At 72.0% G+C, this 15,944-nt stretch carries 13 protein-coding genes; 7 read left to right on the top strand and 6 right to left on the bottom strand.

What is annotated here, in order from left to right; all coding sequences use genetic code 11:
- The first annotated feature begins 5 nt into the window (after positions 1-5).
- Complete coding sequence (locus ACFU9P_RS09225) at positions 6-977, top strand: aldose epimerase family protein (protein ID WP_376377371.1); 972 nt, start codon at positions 6-8, stop codon at positions 975-977.
- 108 nt (positions 978-1,085) lie between these two features.
- Entirely contained in the window at positions 1,086-2,393 is a 1,308-nt protein-coding gene (locus ACFU9P_RS09220) for a pyroglutamyl peptidase (protein WP_384078415.1), read from the top strand.
- 67 nt (positions 2,394-2,460) lie between these two features.
- Here ACFU9P_RS09220 and ACFU9P_RS09215 read toward each other — a convergent pair whose 3' ends face one another.
- Positions 2,461-3,282, bottom strand: coding sequence for an EI24 domain-containing protein (locus tag ACFU9P_RS09215; RefSeq protein WP_384078414.1), 822 nt, complete (start codon positions 3,280-3,282; stop codon positions 2,461-2,463).
- 146 nt (positions 3,283-3,428) lie between these two features.
- Between ACFU9P_RS09215 and ACFU9P_RS09210 the strand changes: the two genes are divergently transcribed.
- Positions 3,429-5,999 carry a M14 family zinc carboxypeptidase gene (locus ACFU9P_RS09210; protein ID WP_384078413.1) on the top strand — a complete coding sequence of 857 codons (2,571 nt, stop codon included), beginning with the start codon at positions 3,429-3,431 and terminating at the stop codon, positions 5,997-5,999.
- 156 nt (positions 6,000-6,155) lie between these two features.
- On the opposite strand, the gene ACFU9P_RS09205 is transcribed toward ACFU9P_RS09210, so the two are convergent.
- Entirely contained in the window at positions 6,156-6,584 is a 429-nt protein-coding gene (locus ACFU9P_RS09205; protein ID WP_217308767.1) for an organic hydroperoxide resistance protein, read from the bottom strand.
- A 176-nt stretch (positions 6,585-6,760) separates the two neighbouring features.
- Here ACFU9P_RS09205 and ACFU9P_RS09200 point away from each other — a divergent pair, with 176 nt between their 5' ends.
- Positions 6,761-7,198, top strand: coding sequence for a MarR family winged helix-turn-helix transcriptional regulator (locus ACFU9P_RS09200; RefSeq protein WP_376377179.1), 438 nt, complete (start codon positions 6,761-6,763; stop codon positions 7,196-7,198).
- 37 nt (positions 7,199-7,235) lie between these two features.
- On the opposite strand, the gene ACFU9P_RS09195 is transcribed toward ACFU9P_RS09200, so the two are convergent.
- Entirely contained in the window at positions 7,236-8,099 is an 864-nt protein-coding gene (locus tag ACFU9P_RS09195; RefSeq protein WP_384078412.1) for a hypothetical protein, read from the bottom strand.
- A gap of 477 nt (positions 8,100-8,576) precedes the next feature.
- On the opposite strand from ACFU9P_RS09195, the gene ACFU9P_RS09190 reads away from it, so the two are divergent.
- The 3 genes from ACFU9P_RS09190 (at position 8,577) to ACFU9P_RS09180 (ending at position 12,689) form a co-directional block, all read left to right on the top strand.
- Complete coding sequence (locus tag ACFU9P_RS09190; protein WP_384078411.1) at positions 8,577-9,179, top strand: hypothetical protein; 603 nt, start codon at positions 8,577-8,579, stop codon at positions 9,177-9,179.
- 173 nt (positions 9,180-9,352) lie between these two features.
- Positions 9,353-10,396 carry a rod shape-determining protein gene (locus ACFU9P_RS09185; RefSeq protein WP_376377173.1) on the top strand — a complete coding sequence of 348 codons (1,044 nt, stop codon included), beginning with the start codon at positions 9,353-9,355 and terminating at the stop codon, positions 10,394-10,396.
- 718 nt (positions 10,397-11,114) lie between these two features.
- Positions 11,115-12,689: a GAF domain-containing protein gene (locus tag ACFU9P_RS09180; RefSeq protein ID WP_384078410.1), complete on the top strand. Its 1,575-nt coding sequence runs from the start codon at positions 11,115-11,117 to the stop codon at positions 12,687-12,689.
- Between the two features lie 91 nt (positions 12,690-12,780).
- On the opposite strand, the gene ACFU9P_RS09175 is transcribed toward ACFU9P_RS09180, so the two are convergent.
- The 3 genes from ACFU9P_RS09175 to ACFU9P_RS09165 form a co-directional block, all read right to left on the bottom strand.
- Entirely contained in the window at positions 12,781-13,605 is an 825-nt protein-coding gene (locus ACFU9P_RS09175; protein WP_384078409.1) for a hypothetical protein, read from the bottom strand.
- 51 nt (positions 13,606-13,656) lie between these two features.
- A complete protein-coding gene (locus ACFU9P_RS09170; RefSeq protein WP_384078408.1) occupies positions 13,657-15,081 on the bottom strand; it encodes a tannase/feruloyl esterase family alpha/beta hydrolase in 1,425 nt (474 codons plus the stop codon).
- 170 nt (positions 15,082-15,251) lie between these two features.
- Positions 15,252-15,794, bottom strand: coding sequence for a hypothetical protein (locus tag ACFU9P_RS09165; RefSeq protein ID WP_384078407.1), 543 nt, complete (start codon positions 15,792-15,794; stop codon positions 15,252-15,254).
- Positions 15,795-15,944 lie beyond the last annotated feature (150 nt).

Raw genomic sequence — 15,944 nt, 5'->3', positions numbered from 1 at the left:
CTGTCATGAGCACGGAGCGGGTCGGTGCGGCCCCCGACGGTACGCCCGTCGACCGGTGGACCCTGGAGCGCGCCGGGACCCGGGTGAATCTGCTGACGTACGGCGGTGTCGTGCAGTCGGTGGAGATCCCCGGCCGGGACGGGAGCACCGCCAATGTGGCGCTCGGCTTCGACGATGTGGCGGGCTATCTGGGCTCGCGCGGGCCGTACTTCGGGGCGCTGGTCGGGCGGTACGCGAACCGCATCGCGGGCGCGGCGTTCACCCTGGACGGGCGGACACACCGACTCGTGCCCAATGACGGGCCGAACACACTGCACGGCGGTGAGCGGGGATTCGACCGTCGGGTCTGGGACGCCGAGCAGGCCGGTGACCACGGCGTACGGCTGTCGCGGACCAGTCCGGACGGCGAGGAGGGCTTCCCCGGCCGGCTGGAGGTCTCGGCGACGTACGCGCTGGAGCCGGACGGCGCGCTGACGGTCTCGTACCGCGCGGTCACGGACGCCCCGACGCCGGTCAATCTGACGAACCACACCTACTGGAATCTGGGCGGCGCGGGCAGTGGCACCGCCGCCGGGCACGAGCTGCGGATCGCGGCGGGCCGGATCACCCCGGTGGACGCGGCCGCCCTGCCGACCGGGGAGCTGGCGCCGGTCGACGGCACACGCTTCGACTTCCGCAAGCCGCGCCCGGTGGGCATCGGGTACGACCACAACTTCGTACTGGACGGGGACGATCCGGCGGCTGAGCTGTACGACCCGGTGTCGGGGCGGGTGCTGACCGTGACCACGACCGAGCCGGGGCTCCAGCTCTACACCGGGGACCACTTCGACGGCAGGCCGTACGGTCCGGGCGACGGGATCGCGCTGGAGACCCAGCACTTCCCGGACTCCCCCAACCGTCCCGCGTTCCCGGACACGGTGCTGCGCCCGGGCGAGGTGTTCCGCTCGGCGACGACGTACCGCTTCGGGGTGCGCTGACTCATCCCTGAACCTCCTCGGTGGGCGGAGTCACGATTAGGAAGCCTGTACGGAGGCGATACTTCCGCCACCCGAACCGGAAGGACTCCCGTGAGACTCATGAGGCCCATGAGCCGTATAGGTGTACGGATATGGACACGAGGACGGATACGCCCGGAGCTGTCAGGGCTCGTCCTGCTCACCGCCGCCGCGCTCGCGCTCGCCGCCCCGCCCCCGCTCGCCAACGCCCGGCCGGCCGCGGCCCAACCCGCCCCGGCCGCGGCGGCGTTCACCGTCGAGGAGCAGCGCCTCGACGGTGCCGTGCCCCAGGAGATCCTGCGGCGCAGCGGATTCGACGCGGTGGCGCCGGAGTTCGTACGGGCACTGCGCCACGCGGGCTCGTACGCCGAGGCCGAGCGGACCGTCGAGCGCCAGGGGGCGCGGCTGTGGCAGCGGGCGGTGGACCGGGCGCAGGGGCGCGGTCCCGCCCTCGGCGATCTGAGCCGGGACGACGACAGGCCGCTGTACTGGGCCAGGCTCGGGCTGACTCGTGAACTGCGCGCGTGGGAGCCGGAATTCCGGCTCTCCGAGGCCGCGCGCTCGGCTCTGATCGAGAAGCTGGAGCGTTCCTCGCGCGGCCAGGACTCCATGGACTTCCCCGCGGGGAAGGGCCACCGGGGCCTCAAGCGGATCGTGATGACGGGCTTCGACCCGTTCACCCTGGACCGCGACATCCGGATCAGCAATCCGTCGGGGGCGACCGCGCTCGCGCTGGACGGCACGGTCATCAGCACCGCCGACGGGCCCGCCAGGATCGAGACGGCCGTCTTCCCGGTCCGCTGGCGGGACTTCGCGGACGGTACGGTCGAACGGGCCCTGCGCGGACCGCTGCCAAAGGCCGATCTCTTCACCACGGTGAGCCAGGGCCGGGTGGGCCGGATCGATGTCGAGCGCTTCAACGGCGCCTGGCGCGGCGGGTTCGGGGACAACGAGAACATCGGGGAGACCGGGCTGGTCCCGGTGACCGACCCGGCCTCGCAGCCGCAGTGGACGGTGACCAGCCTGCCGTACGAGACGATCACGGCGGCGGACACCGGCCGGTTCCCGGTGTACGACAACACCTCGGTGACCGAGATCCCGGCGGGCGCGACCGCTCCGGTGGTACGGCCCGACGGGCCCACGCCCGGTTCCGCGGCCCGTGCGGGCGGCGGCGGGGACTATCTCTCCAACGAGATCGCCTACCGGGCGACGCTGCTGCGCGACCGGCTGGGCCTGGAGATCCCGGGCGGGCATGTGCACACGCCGGTCCTCCAGTTCGGGGCGGGCAACACCGATCCGGCGACGGGGACGGTGACCGACCCCGAATTCGTACAGAACCGGCTCGACATCATCGCCCAGATCAGGACGATCATCGCGGTGGCCGCCGGGGTCTCCTGACCCCGCCGGAGCCTTCTGACCACGCCGAGACCTCTTGAACTCCGCCTGACCCGAGTCCGGACCAGGCCTATTTGTCGAGGGTGAGCGGTGCGCCCGTGCGGGGCGCACCCTCGCCGCTTCCGCCGTCCGCTCCGTACGGCTCGCCGCCCTCCGGTACGTCCGCCAGTTCGCGCGCCATCAGCGTCGCCCCGGCCACCGCCCCCGGCATCAGGAACACCGCCACGAGCGGTACGAGAAAGGCGAGGGTGAGCGGAACGCCGAAGCCGAGCGCCAGCATCCGCCGGGCGCGGAGCATCGCGAGCCGCTCCTTCAGCTCGGTGCCGCGCCGCTGGAGCGCCACCGCCGTCAGCTCCTCCGTCAGGAAGAAGCCGGACACACAGAAGCCGAGTACGGGAATGACGGTCTGCCCGATCACCGGGATGAAACCGAGCGCGAAGAGCAGCACTCCGTACAGCGTCACCCGCACCAGGATCCGGAGGCTGTCCCGGGCAGAGATCAGCAGCTCGCGCCAGAGCGGCAGCCCCGACTCGGGAACCTCGCCGCCCTCGGCGCGGTCGACCGCCTCGGAGAGCGACTCGTAGAAGGGCTGGCCGATCAGCAGAGTCACGGCGGTGAAGGTGACCACAGCGAGGAAGAGCCCTAGTGCGAAGAGCAGCGCGGTCAGAAAGCCCCGGAAGAGACCCAGCCAGGGCGAGGACCAGTCGTCGGCGAAGGGGGTGGCCCAGGCCGTCAGATCGTCGGCGCCATAGAAGAGCACGACGAGCGCGCCCGCGTACAGCACCAACGTGACCAGACCGGGCAGCAGCCCGAAACCGAACCACTTGCCATGGCGGGCGACCCACCGCTGGCCCTTCATCAAGTAGCCGAAGCCGGCGCCGAGATCATGCATGGGGTTCACCCTACCCACGGGCTGGACACCCTCTTGTCGTTCCGGCGCACACCCTGTAAACCCTGCATACCGATCAGCGCCGATCGATTCTAGCCATCAGTGATCGCTTTTGATCATTTCCCAAAAAGCTCGGAGGGTACAGACGTATGGGGATACCCAGACCCGTTCTGCTGACCACCGCCGTTACGGCCGGTGCGCTGCTGCTCGCCCCGCTCCCCGCCACCGCCGCTTCCGGGCGCGCCGCCCAAGTGCCGCACCCCGTACGGGAGAAGGGCGCCCCGGCCTCCGCGACCGCCGACGGCACGGCCTTCGGCGCGGCCCCGCTCACCGCGCTCACCACCCCCACGCCGCACAAGGACGGCGGCTACCCCCGCCGTACCGTCCTCACCGCACCCCCCGAGAACCCGGCCGACAAGGCGATCAAGCTCGGCCTCACCCCGTACCACTCGCTCGCACCCCGCCTCAACGCCCTCCAGAAGCTGGGCAACCGCGTCAGCGTGGAGGTGACGGGCCGCTCCGCGGGCGGGCACGAGCTGTATCTCGTCACCGTCACCGCCCCCGAGAGCGCGCACGAGGCCCGCGAGCAGGACCGGATGCGCGAGCTGATCGAGAACTCCCCCGCGGCCGCCGCCAAGGACCGCCGGATCAAGTCGTCGTACAAGACCCCGGTCTTCATCAACAACAACATCCACGGCAATGAGTGGGAGGGCACCGACGCCGCCCTGAAGCTCATCGAGGAGCTGGCGAAGGCGAAGGACGCCAGGACCGGCGATCTGCTCGCGAAGAACCGGATCTATCTCAATGTGACCGCCAACCCGGACGGCCGGATCGCCGGTACCCGTGCCAACGGCAACAGCTTCGATCTGAACCGGGACTTCATCACCGGCTCGCAGCCCGAGACGCGCGCCATGCGGCAGATCGCCATCGACAAGCAGCCGGCCGTGATGCTCGATCTGCACGGCTATGTCAACGGCACGCTGATCGAGCCGACGACTCCGCCGCACGGCGAGAACTATGAGTACGACCTGTTCCTGAAGAACACCTACGCCAACGCCCTCGGCATGGAGAAGGCGGTGAACGACCTCGGTTACACGCCCGAGAAGGACGGTGTCGAGCCGCCCGTCATCCCCTTCCGCGACCAGCAGGAGGGCTGGGACGACTGGCCGCCGATCTTCACTCCGCAGTACATGGCGTTCCAGGGCGCGGTGGCCTCGCACACCGTCGAGATCCCGATGCGCGTCAACAACGCGTCGTACGACACCCTCCCGGTCGAGGAGCTGCGCCGCCGGTCCGCGATCAACACCGATGTCGCGGGCGCGGCGATGCGCGCGACCCTCACCTACACCTATGAGCACCGCACGTCGCTGATCGCCGACCAGATCGAGACCTTCCGGCGGGGCGCGGCGGGCGAGGCCCAGCGGCCGATTTCCGAGGAGACCGTGCCGGGGGTGCCGGGCATCGGTCCGGAGGACGTGTATACGACGACCTTCCCGCGGGCGTATGTGATCCCGGCGGGCGAGGGCCAGCGCTCCGCGACGGCGGCGGCCCGGCTGGTGGACCATCTGATCGCCAATGACGTACGGGTGGAGCGGGCGGTCGCCGGCTTCCGGCTGGCGGGACGTTCGTACCCGGCGGGTTCGTATGTCGTCGACATGCACCAGTCCAAGCGCGGGATCGCCAATGTGATCCTGTCCGAGGGCCGTGACATCAGCGCGGACGTCTCCACCATGTACGACATCTCGGGGTGGAGCCTCGGGCTGCTGTGGGGCGCGAGCGTCGACAAGGTGGCGGAGGCCGACGGCGGGCTGCACCTGCCCAGCCGTACGGTCAACTCCGCGGCGCCCACCGGGTCGGTCGCGGGCGGCAGCTCGGGCCGCGGTGATCTGCGGCTGCGCCTGGACGACCCGAAGGAACTGGCCGCCCTCAACTCCCTGCTGGCGCAGGGAGTGAACGTACGGCGGGCCGCCGACGGTTCCGCGATCGTGCCCTCGTCGGCGCGCCGCCAGGCCGTCACGCTGGCCGACCGGTACGGCGTCGTCTTCGCGGCGACGAAGGAGAAGGGGACGGGCGCGCTGCACCGTACGCGGGTCGCCGCGGCGGTGACGCCCGGGGAGCTGGCCGGTCTGGGCGAGATGGGCTTCGAGGTGGTGCCCGTGTCGACCGCGGTGCTGAACGCGGGCTTCGACTGGTCGGCGGCCGATGTGCTGTATGTCTCCTCCGGCCTTCAGTACAGCGGGCTCAACCCGGCGGCGCGCGAGGCGCTGAACGGATTCCTCACCGGGGGCGGCGGGGTCGTCGGCCTCGGCTCGGCGGGCGCCACCTTCAATACGGCGGCGGGCCTGCTCGCGGCCAAGGCGGTGGCCGGCAACGGCGATGCCAACGGAGTGGTACGGGTGGCCAACGCGGGCGGCCCGGTCACCGGTGGCGCCCTGCCGCACACCTTCGTCTACTCGCCGCGCTGGTTCACCGACCTCGGGCCGGGGGTGCGGGCCGACCAGTCGTACGGCACGGGCAACCCGGTGGTCTCGGGCCACTGGCGTGCGAACGGCAGCGGTACGGGCGGGCCCACGGACGCGGCGGGCAAGGCCTCGATCGTGAGCGGAACGTCCGCGCAGGGGGCGCCGGTTGTGCTGTTCGGCACCGAGCCGCTCTTCCGTGACCACCCGAAGGGCGTGTTCGCGCAGGTGGGCCGGGCGCTGCTGGCATCCGCGAAGTAGTACGGAACAGCGCACCGGTCGGAGATACGGCCCGAGGGCCGGGCCCCAAATGGGGTCCGGCCCTCGGTCGTTCAGGTGCTGGATCGTGTTCAGGTGCTGGATCGTTCAGCTGGTGCGGTACGCACTGTTGTCAGGGTGCCGCCGCGCGGACGCGGGTCAGGCGACCGACAGCTCGACCTTGATGTTGCCGCGGGTCGCGTTGGAGTACGGGCACACCTGGTGCGCCTGCTCCAGCAGGTCCTTGGCGGTGGCCTCGTCCACATTCGGGATGGACGCCGTCAGCTCGACCGCGAGGCCGAAGCCGCCGGCCTCGGTCTTGCCGAAGCTGACCTTGGCCGTCACCGTCGAGCCGGAGATGTCGGCCTTCGCCTTGCGCGCGACCACACCGAGCGCGCCCTGGAAGCAGGCGCTGTAGCCGGCCGCGAAGAGCTGCTCGGGGTTGGTCCCGGCGCCGCTGCCACCCAGCTCCTTGGGCGGGTTGACGACGACGTCGAGCTTGCCGTCATCGCTGGAGACGCGGCCGTCACGGCCGTTCTCCGCGGTGGCGACGGCGGTGTAGAGGACATCGATCTCTTGGATGCTCATGCGGTGCGTTCCTCCTGTTGTACGCCGCGGCTCGCGCCCACGGACCACGACGGCCTGGGACGAGCCTATCCGCTCAGAGTAACGATCACTTTTCCGGTTCCAAAATACTTCAGTAACTGAAACAACGATGCCGCTGAATATTTCATGCTGTCAAGCAAATGGCTATGCTCGTGACCATGGCCACTACACGCGCGGACCCACTGACCCTCGACGTCATCGAGCTGATCGGTGCGGTCGTGGCCCGCTACTACGAGGAGTACGACCGGGCCGCCGCCAAACACTCCCTCACCGGCGCGCAGGCGCGCGTACTGGCGCTTCTTTCCCTGGAACCGATGCCCATGCGCCGGATCGCACAGAAGCTGAAGTGCGAGCCGTCCAATGTCACCGGGATCGTGGACCGGCTCGAAGCGCGGGAGTTGGTGGAGCGCCGGCCGGACCCGGCCGACCGCCGCGTCAAGCTCGCGGCGGTCACCGAGCGGGGGCGGGCGACCGGTGCGCTGCTGCGGGACTCACTGGGGGTCTTCGCGCGGGAGCCGCTCGCCGGGCTGTCGGAGGAGGAGCGGCGGGTGCTGCGGGATCTGCTGCGGCGGATGCTGGGCGAGGATGTGGTGTAGCGGGCGTACCCCTCGCGGGTGCGCCTCGGGTATGGGGTCAGAAGCAGATGAAGAGCCAGCAACTGTCGGTGGGCTCCGGGTCCGGCTGGGGCGGTGGCGGCGGGGCCGGGGCCGTCGTCGTCGGGCCGCCGGGCGTGGGGCTCCCGGTGGTCCCGGAAGGACCGGGCGACCCGGGCGCGGAATCACTGGGACCGGGTGAGCCCGACGCGGAGGGACCCGGGCCGCTCTCCCCCGGCTCGCCCGGCGACGCCGAGGACGACGCCGACGCCTCGCCGGACGTCCCCGTACCCGCGGCACCGCTGGCACCCGGGCTCGCGGAACCGTCCGTACCGCCCGTACCGCCCGTGCCGGACTCCTCGGACGGCGCGGGTCCGGGATCGGAGGGGGCGACGGGCCGTTCCGTGTCGTCGGGGCCGCCGTCGAAGTCGACCGTCGTCTCCTCCTTCACGGTGGTGGCGCGGTCCGGGTCCGACGACTCCATGGCCAGCTCGGCCAGGCTCAGCGTGGCGAGCGCGAGCACCACGCCCAAGGTGGCTATCAGCACCCTGCGGCCGCGTTTGCTGCGCGCGCGGCGCGGTTTGGTACGGGAACGGGGCGCGGCCTTGCGGCGGCGCGAGGGCTTGCGCCGCCGCACCGGTTCGGGCGGCTCGGGGTGGTGGCCGGTCAGGACAAGCTCACCGTCCGGCGCGTCCCCGTACTCTCCGTGATCTTCTTCGCCCCCGGCGCCCTGTCCCGGGCGGCGGCTGTGGTGCGGCCCGGGGGGTGGGGGTGCTTGGTGCCCCAGCACCTCGGCGGGGGTTCCGCATCCGGCGCACGCCAGTGCTCCGTTGAGGTGCCGTCGGCACTGGTCGCAGTAGTCCATGGCGCCCCGCAGATTATGCGGGGCAGGGGCGACGCGCATAGACGAGCCTGTGAGGGTCTTGTGTGAACTGCCCTTTCCCGGGCGTGTCCTGTCCGGAATCCGTCTCGGGACCTCGCTCGGACCGGCACCCGGGTCCGCCTATGCCGGTCCATGCCGACCCATGTCGGACTGTGTCCGCTCGGCCCGCCTCACGCCGATCCGGGCGGCCGGGCTCGGCGTGGGCCGGGCGGCCCGCTTCGGGCCCGGCCCGGCGGTCCGCCTCGGGCTCGCTCCGGCGGCCCGCTTCGGGCCCGGTCCGGCGGCCCGCTTCGGGCCCGGTCCGGCGGTCCGCCTCGGGCCCGATCCGGCGGTCCGCCTCGGGCCCGATCCGGCGGTCCGCCTCGGGCCCGATCCGAACGGTTCGCCTCGGGCCTGATCCGGGCGCTCCGCCTCGGCCCGGTCCGGTCCGGACGGCGCCGTTCCCGGCCGTCCACGCACAAGCACGCGCGCACGCGCGCACCCGGCAGGATGGCCCGTATGACGTCCAACGCCTCCAGCACCTCCGGCGCCCCGTTCGGCCCGCTCGAATTCCAGCTCGTCCTGCTGCGCCGCATGGCCGACCATCAGCCGGAACTCGTCGACGACGCCCGCAAGGAACTGGGCGTCTCCCTGGCCGGGATGCGCGAGGCGAACCGCCGCTGGCAGGCGATGGTGCGCGCTCCCCGCGCCCGGGGAGCGCTGTCCCGCTACCGGTCCGTCCTCGGCGAACCGGAACTGACCTTCCGTCGGGCCGTCGGCGATCTGGAGTGCGACGCCCTGCTCTGGCCCGTACCGCTCTGGCCCGGTCTGCGGTTCGAGGTGATGGTGGCGCCGGGCGGGGCGGTCTGGAACGAGTGGCTGGTACGGGCGCCTGGCGAGGCCGGCCCCGAACTGCGCACGGGCGAGGATCTGCGGCCGTGGTCCTGCACGGTCGACGAGGTCGCGCGGGCGTTCCCGCCGGCCCGGCCGATGCAGGGCAGCGCCCCGACCAGGATGCGGCTGGCGTTCACTCTCCCGGGTGGCGGTCCCGGCGTGGCGGATTTCACCTGGGGGCTGTTGCAGCACTGGTCCGCGCAGCCGAACGACCGGTACGGCGCCTGAGGACCGGCCGACGGCGGAGGGGCCCGGCGCACCGCTGAGGCGCCCCGGCACGGCGTCAACTACGTACGCCCATGCGGCGCAGCCCAGCGCGCGCGGCGGGGGCCGCCGCCGCACGATGCGAACAGGGCCGGCGGCCGCCGGTGACCCCATCAGCGCTCTCGGGAGACCCTGCCGTGACCGTCAGTCTTGAGCAGTTGCGACGTTGCCATATCGCCGTCGACCTGGGGGCCGCCAGGACCCGGGTCTTTGTCAAAGGGGCGGGGCTCGTGGTCGACGAACCGAGCGTCGCCGCCATGAACACCCGTACGGGAGCGCTCATCGCGGTCGGCGCGCTCGCCGAGCAGATGACAGGCCGTACCCCGGACTACATCAGGGTCGTCCGGCCGGTCTCGGGCGGGACGGTCGTCGATATCGAGATGGCGCAGCGGATGCTCCGTCATCTCCTCGGCGACAAGCTCCGCCGTCAGTTGCGCCGCAAGCCGCGGCTGCGGGCCGCCGCGTCCACCCCGCACGACAGCGATCCGCTCGCCCAGCGCGCCGCGGTGGAGACGCTCGTCGGTCTGGGCGCGCGCCGGGTCGAACTGGTCGACACGCTGATCGCCGCGGCTGTCGGCTGCGGACTGCCGGTGGAGCAGCCCACCGCCACCATGATCATGGTGTGCGGCGCGGCGACCACGCAGGTCGCGGTGCTCTCGCTGGGGTCGATCGTCACCGCGCAGCGGATCCCGGTCGGCGGCAACGCGATCGACCACGCGGTGATCCAGCATCTGCGGCACCAGCACGAGCTGCTGCTGCCCAGCCAGTCCGTACGCCCGCTGCAAGTGGCGCTCAGCGACAACGGCCTCACCCCGCACGGCCCCAGCACCACCGAGATCCATGGCCGTGATGTCGCGACCGGCGTCGCCCGCTCGGTGCTGGTGGACACGGCCGCCGTACGGGACGCGATCTACTCCCCGCTGACGGCCGTGCTCGACGGCATCGGCAAGGTGCTCAGGGACTGCCCGCCCGATCTGGTGGCCGACCTCGCGGACGGCGGAATCACCATGGTCGGCGGCAGCGCGCTGATGCCCGGCCTCGACGAGATGCTCCGCAACGCGACGGGCATGCCGGTGGCGATCGCGGAACGCCCCGACATCTGCGCGGTACTCGGCCTCGGTGCGATGCTGGAGGGAAAGATCCAGCCAATGGTCCTGAACCCGCTCCCGGTGATCCGCTGACCGACCACGCCCGCGGGCCCACGGCCGACGGCGTACGGGCAGGCGAGGCACTGCGATGACGAAAGAGAGCCGCGGAGGGGCCAGGGGAGAGGCCCGGGGGTCTGGGCGGACGGGCCCGGCGGCCGGGAACGCGGGCCGGGTGGCCAGGGGTGGGGCCAGGGGTACGGGTACGGACCGGGGGGCGGGCGCCACGGGCCCGGGGGTCGAAGCCACGAGGCCGGTGGCGGGCGATCCGGCAGCTGAGGCCGAGAGCCGGGCGGCCGGGGGCGATCCGAGGCCCGGGGCCGAGGCCGCGAGCCGAGCGGCCGACGGCCGGAGACCGGTGGCCGGAGGGCCCGCGAAGGGCGCGGCCAAGGCCGCCGGGCACACGGGCCCCGAGGCCGGGGACAACACCCCAGGGCCCGACGACATAAGCTCGGCGACTCAAGCCGCAAGCCCGGGGGGCGGAGGCCAAGGCCCGGAGGCCGGGGCAGGCCCGGCCGAACGTACCGACGACGCAAGATCGCCAACCCAAGCCGCAAGCCCGGGAGCCGAAGGCCAAGGCCCGGGAGCCGGCGACGCGGGCCCCGGAAGCGCGAAGGGTCCGGCCGAGAACTCCACCGGCACGGACCCGGCCGAACCGCTCGCCGAGAACCCCGCCGGCACCGACCCGGCCGAAACGCTCGCCCAGAGCCCCGGCGGCCCGGCCCCCGCTCCCCGAAACGGGCAGGCCAGGCCCGTGTCCGGCGACGGCACCCCCACCGACGACATCGCCGCCGAACCCCTGCTGCCCGCTCTGCTGGAGGCCGTCCTCGGGATCGGGACCGAGCTTGAGCTGCGGCCCGCCCTGCAGCACATCGTCGACACCGCCACCGAACTCATCGGCGCCCGCTACGGCGCCCTCGGTGTCGTCGACCCCGAGCGCGGACGGCTCACCGAACTGTTCACCGCGGGGCTCAGCGACAACGACCGCCAACGCATCGGGCGGCTCCCGGAGGGCCGCGGCGGCCTCCTCGGCGCGCTCATCAAGGACGCCCAGCCGCTCAGGCTGGACGATCTGACCGCCGACCCCCGGTTCTCCGGCAGGCTCCCCGGCCACCCCCGGATGCGCTCCTTCCTCGGCGTCCCCGTCCAGGTCGACACCGTCGTCCTGGGCAGCCTCTACCTCGCCGAGAAGCGGAGCGGCCCCTTCACCGAGCAGGACCAGGAACTGCTCGGCGTCCTCGCCTCCCAGGCCGGTATCGCCATCGGCAACGCCCGTCTGTACGGGTCGACCCGCCGCCGCGAGCGCTGGATCAAGGGCGCCGCCGCCGTCACCACGGCCCTGCTGCGCGGCGAGAACGCGGCCGACGCGCTCATGACCGTCGCCGAGTCGGCTCGCCTCCTCGCCGACGCCTACGCCGGTGTTGTGCTCCAGCCCACCGACGAGGGCGGCATGGAGATCGTCGCCGCGTCCACGGTCGGCGACCCGGCCGGCATCGTCGGTACGGTCATCGAGCCCGGCTCCCCCGTGCTCGTCCAACTCCTCGGCGGCGAGCCCGTCTTCATCGAGGACTCGTCGACCGACCCCCGGATGACCACCCATGTACGGTCCCGCTTCGGGCCGAGCATGATGCTGCCCCTCCAGAGCGGCGGCAGGCTGATCGGCACGCTCGCCCTGCCGCGCCGGCGCGGCGGCCGCCCGTACAGCGCGGTGGACCGGCTGCTGGCCACCCAGTTCGCCTCGCAGGCCGCGCTCGCGCTGGTACTGGCGGACCACCAGCACAACCGCGAGCGCCTCGCGGTGTACGAGGACCGCGACCGGATCGCCCGCGACCTGCACGATCTGGTCGTCCAGCGCCTCTTCGCGACCGAAATGATGCTGGAATCGACCAGACGACGCGCGGCCACGACCGAACTGGACGAACTCCTGGGCCGCGCCGTCGACGAGCTGGACTCCACCATCCAGGAGGTACGGACCACCATCTTCGCGCTCCAGCAGCCCCCCGCCGACGCGCCGACGAGCGTACGGGGCAAGGTGCTGCGCGAGACGGACGGTGCGGCGGCCCTGCTCGGCTTCAGGCCGTCCGTCCACTTCACCGGACCGGTGGACACGCTCGTCGGCGAACCGGTCGGCCGCCAGCTCCTGGCCCAGTTGCGCGGCGCCCTCGCCGCCGCCCACCGCCGGGAGGGCGTGACGGCGATCGAGGTGCAGGTCGACGCGACGGCGGAGCTGCCGGACGGACAGCCGGGCGTACGGCTGACCGTCACGGACGACGGCCTGCGCGAGGACGGCACCCGGGACACCACCCTGACCTGGGAGTCCCCCCGCTGAAGACCCTGGCGCTCAACGCTCACACGCCGAGCGCCACTCACACGCCGAGCGCCGCGCGGGCGCAACCGCCGCACGCGGGCCCGTCACCCCCTCACCCCAGCACATCCCGCAGCGACGCCGCCATCCGTACCGCGAACGCCTCCCGCGTCCCCTCGTCCACCAGGTCCAGCGACAGATACGGATTGAGGTCCTCCAGCTCCACGAGCAGCAGTTCCCCGTCCGGCGCGCGGCAGGCGTCCACGCGCTGTATGCCGTGCCCCAGCGTGTTCCAGTCGATGAACCGGCGCGCGAACTCCAGATCCGCGGCCCCGGGCTCGTACCGTTCCAGCTCCCACCGCCGCCCGGGGTCCGGCGCGTACAGGGCGTACTGGAAATCCCGGTCGACGAAGTAGAACGAGACCTCGTACCGGAACGGTATCCGAGGCTGCACCAGCACCTCGCCGAGGACGACGTCCGCCAGCCGCTCCCCCGGCACGAACGCCATCCCGATCGAGTCCGCGCCCGCCCGCGGCTTCACGACGTACATCTCCGCCTCCGGCAGCAGCCCGAGGTCCTCGGCACGCTCGACAGTCGGTATGACCGGGTATCCGGCGGCGCTCAGCTCCGCCAGATACCGCTTGCCCGTCATATCGGCCCGCCCGGTGAGCGGGTTGTACACCCGGGTCCCGGCCGCGCGCGCCTGCGCGCGGAACGCGTCGTACGCCTCCTGGTAGTGCAGCACCGGTCCGCTGTTGCGCACCACGACCGCGTCGAAGGACCCCATCAGCCGCGCCGCGTCGAGCGGATGGCAGAGCGCGACGGCGAAGTCGCGGCGCAGCCGGGCGGAGAGCCGGATGTCCTCGTCGCAGTACCTGCGCCCCTTGGCCTCGTAGCCGAGATCGGTGACATAGAGAAGCCGGTGCGGCAGCGCGGACACAATGCTCCTGACAAGGATCGGAGGGACGTCACCTCCGGTGACGGACCCGGCTCACAGTACGCAGGAGTTGACCACGTCCCCGGAGGCGGGCCTGGGTACGGTACGGCTCGCCGGCGGCGCCGCCCCGCGCTCGACCCACTGGGTCAGCGCCGTGAACGCGCTCCGGTAGCACGGCAGAATCGGACGCAACCGGTCCGGATAGCTGTCGTACAGCCCGTCCACATGCGTCCCGCCCTCGATCGTGTAGTAGCGGTGCAGCCCGGCCCGGTGCCGGTCCTTGATCATGCGCGTGTAGACGTCCGAGTCGGTGGCGATCGGCAGCAGTGTGTCGAGCGAGCCCTGGAGCGTGATCATCGGCTTGCCGATCCTGCCGGTCAGCGCCACGCGTTCCACGGCCCGGTGCACGGAGCGCGGCCGGGAGGCGTAGTCGTACGAGGCGTCCGAGGCGCAGGGCGTGAGGATCTCCGCGGTCGTCGAACCGGCCGAGGCGCCGGGACAGTTCGGATCGTACGTGGGGTCGAACTCGGCCCGGTAGACCTTCTGCGTCAGCCCCCAGTAGGCGGTCTGGTGGTACGGCCAGAGGAACTCGCTGCCGCGCGCGAACCCGGCCTCGTACATCTCGTCGGCCCCCGCCTGCCCCGCCTGGTACGCGACCGTGGTCGGCAGGTAGGTGAGGAGATTGGGGCCGCCCCCGGTCCAGAGGACGCCCTCCCAGTCCACTCCGCCGTCGTACAGCTCGGGGTGGTTTTCGAGCTGCCAGCGCGTCAGATAGCCGCCGTTGGAGGTGCCGGTCATATACGTACGGCGCGGGGCGTGCCCGTACGCGCGCTGAACGGCCTTGCGGGCGGCGCGCGTCAGCTCGGTGGTGCGGCGGTTCCATTCGACGACCGCGTCGCCGGGCCGGGTGCCGTCCGTGTAGAAGTCGGGGCCGCTGTTGCCCTTGTCGGTGGAGGCGAAGGCGTACCCCTGGGCCAGCACCCAGTCGGAGATCAGCGGGTCGAGCGAGTACTGCTTACGGGTGCCGGGCGCGCCGGTCACCACGAGCCCGCCGTTCCAGCGGTCGGGCAGCCGGATCACGAACTGCGCGTCGTGCTTCCAGCCATGGGTGGCGTTGAGCCGCGAGGAGTCGGGGAAGTAGCCGTCGATCTGGACACCGGGTACACCGGTCGGGTTCTTGGTGCCCTGCGCGAAGAGCGGTGACCAGTCGGTGGAGTCGGTGTACGGCGTGCCGGCGAGGGCCGTGCTGGTCAGATCCGGCAGACAGGCCGTGCTCTGGAACTCCGCCCCGGGCACCACCACCCGCTGCCGCCCACCGCACCGCGCCCCTGTCTTCTCCGAGGACGCGGCCTTCTCCGATGCCGCAGACGCGGCCCCAGACCCAGACGCGGACACCGGTGGCGCGGCTCCCGCCCCGGTCGCCGTGACCACCGCCAACACCATGGCGGCCACCACGGTGCCCCCTGTTCTCACCCTCATGAATCCCCTCCGACTGACTCGACCCGTGCGCTCCATCACTGCCATGGCGCACATCGTCAGCGCCCCGTAAGGGTCAAACCATGTGGACGGCCCATAGTTCCAAGCCCCAGAACATGGCGTCGCCCCCCACCCCCGGGCCTGACAGTCCAGGGGTGGGGGCGGCCGGATCGTCAGAGGCGGGCGGCGACCGTACGGGCCAGGTCTTCCAGGGGCTTGCGGGTCTCCTCCGGGGGAACCGAACGTACGAGCCGTATGGAGAACCACTGCTCGGACGTGCGGAAGAAGACCGAGCCGTCCTCCAGATACGCCTCCTCGCCGATGCCGGAGAGCGGGCTCAGGTCGTGGCCGATACCGCGTTCGGCGTCGAGGTAGCTCCGCGCGGTGTCCGAGACATAGACCTCGACCTGGGCCGAGGGGCCGGAGGCCAGACCGGTGTACGTGCACGTCTCGTCAAGGGGCTTGGCGGGGTTGAGCTTCGAGTCGGCCAGCTTCTCGGCCTCCGCCTGCGTGACGATCGCGCAGGGATCGTCGGTGTCCACCGCGGTCGGCGAAGGGCTCTCGGCCGGGCTCGCTGCGGGCTCCTCCGGAGGCTGCTCCACCGGCACCGTCGGGCTGCTCGGGGAATCGCTCGCCGTCGGAGCCGGGTCGGGCTGGTCGTCAAGTGCCTGGCACCCCTGGAGCGCGAGGACCGCGACCAGGGCCAGAGGCGCCATGGCCACCGCCTGCAGCGGGCGGGTGCGTCTACCGGTGCGTCTACCGGAGCGGGTACGGGTACGGGTGCGGGTGCGCGTCATCGGATCAGTCCCCTTGGGCAGCGTGGTGAAGCGGCATGGTGAGGCTCCTGAAAGCCTCTCCGGTGCGGG

Source organism: Streptomyces sp. NPDC057617 (assembly GCF_042800555.1).
In the GTDB taxonomy this organism is placed as follows: Bacteria; Actinomycetota; Actinomycetes; order Streptomycetales; family Streptomycetaceae; genus Streptomyces.
The sequence above is the reverse complement of the archived record's forward strand: the minus strand, read 5'-3'. Positions and strand labels throughout refer to the sequence as shown.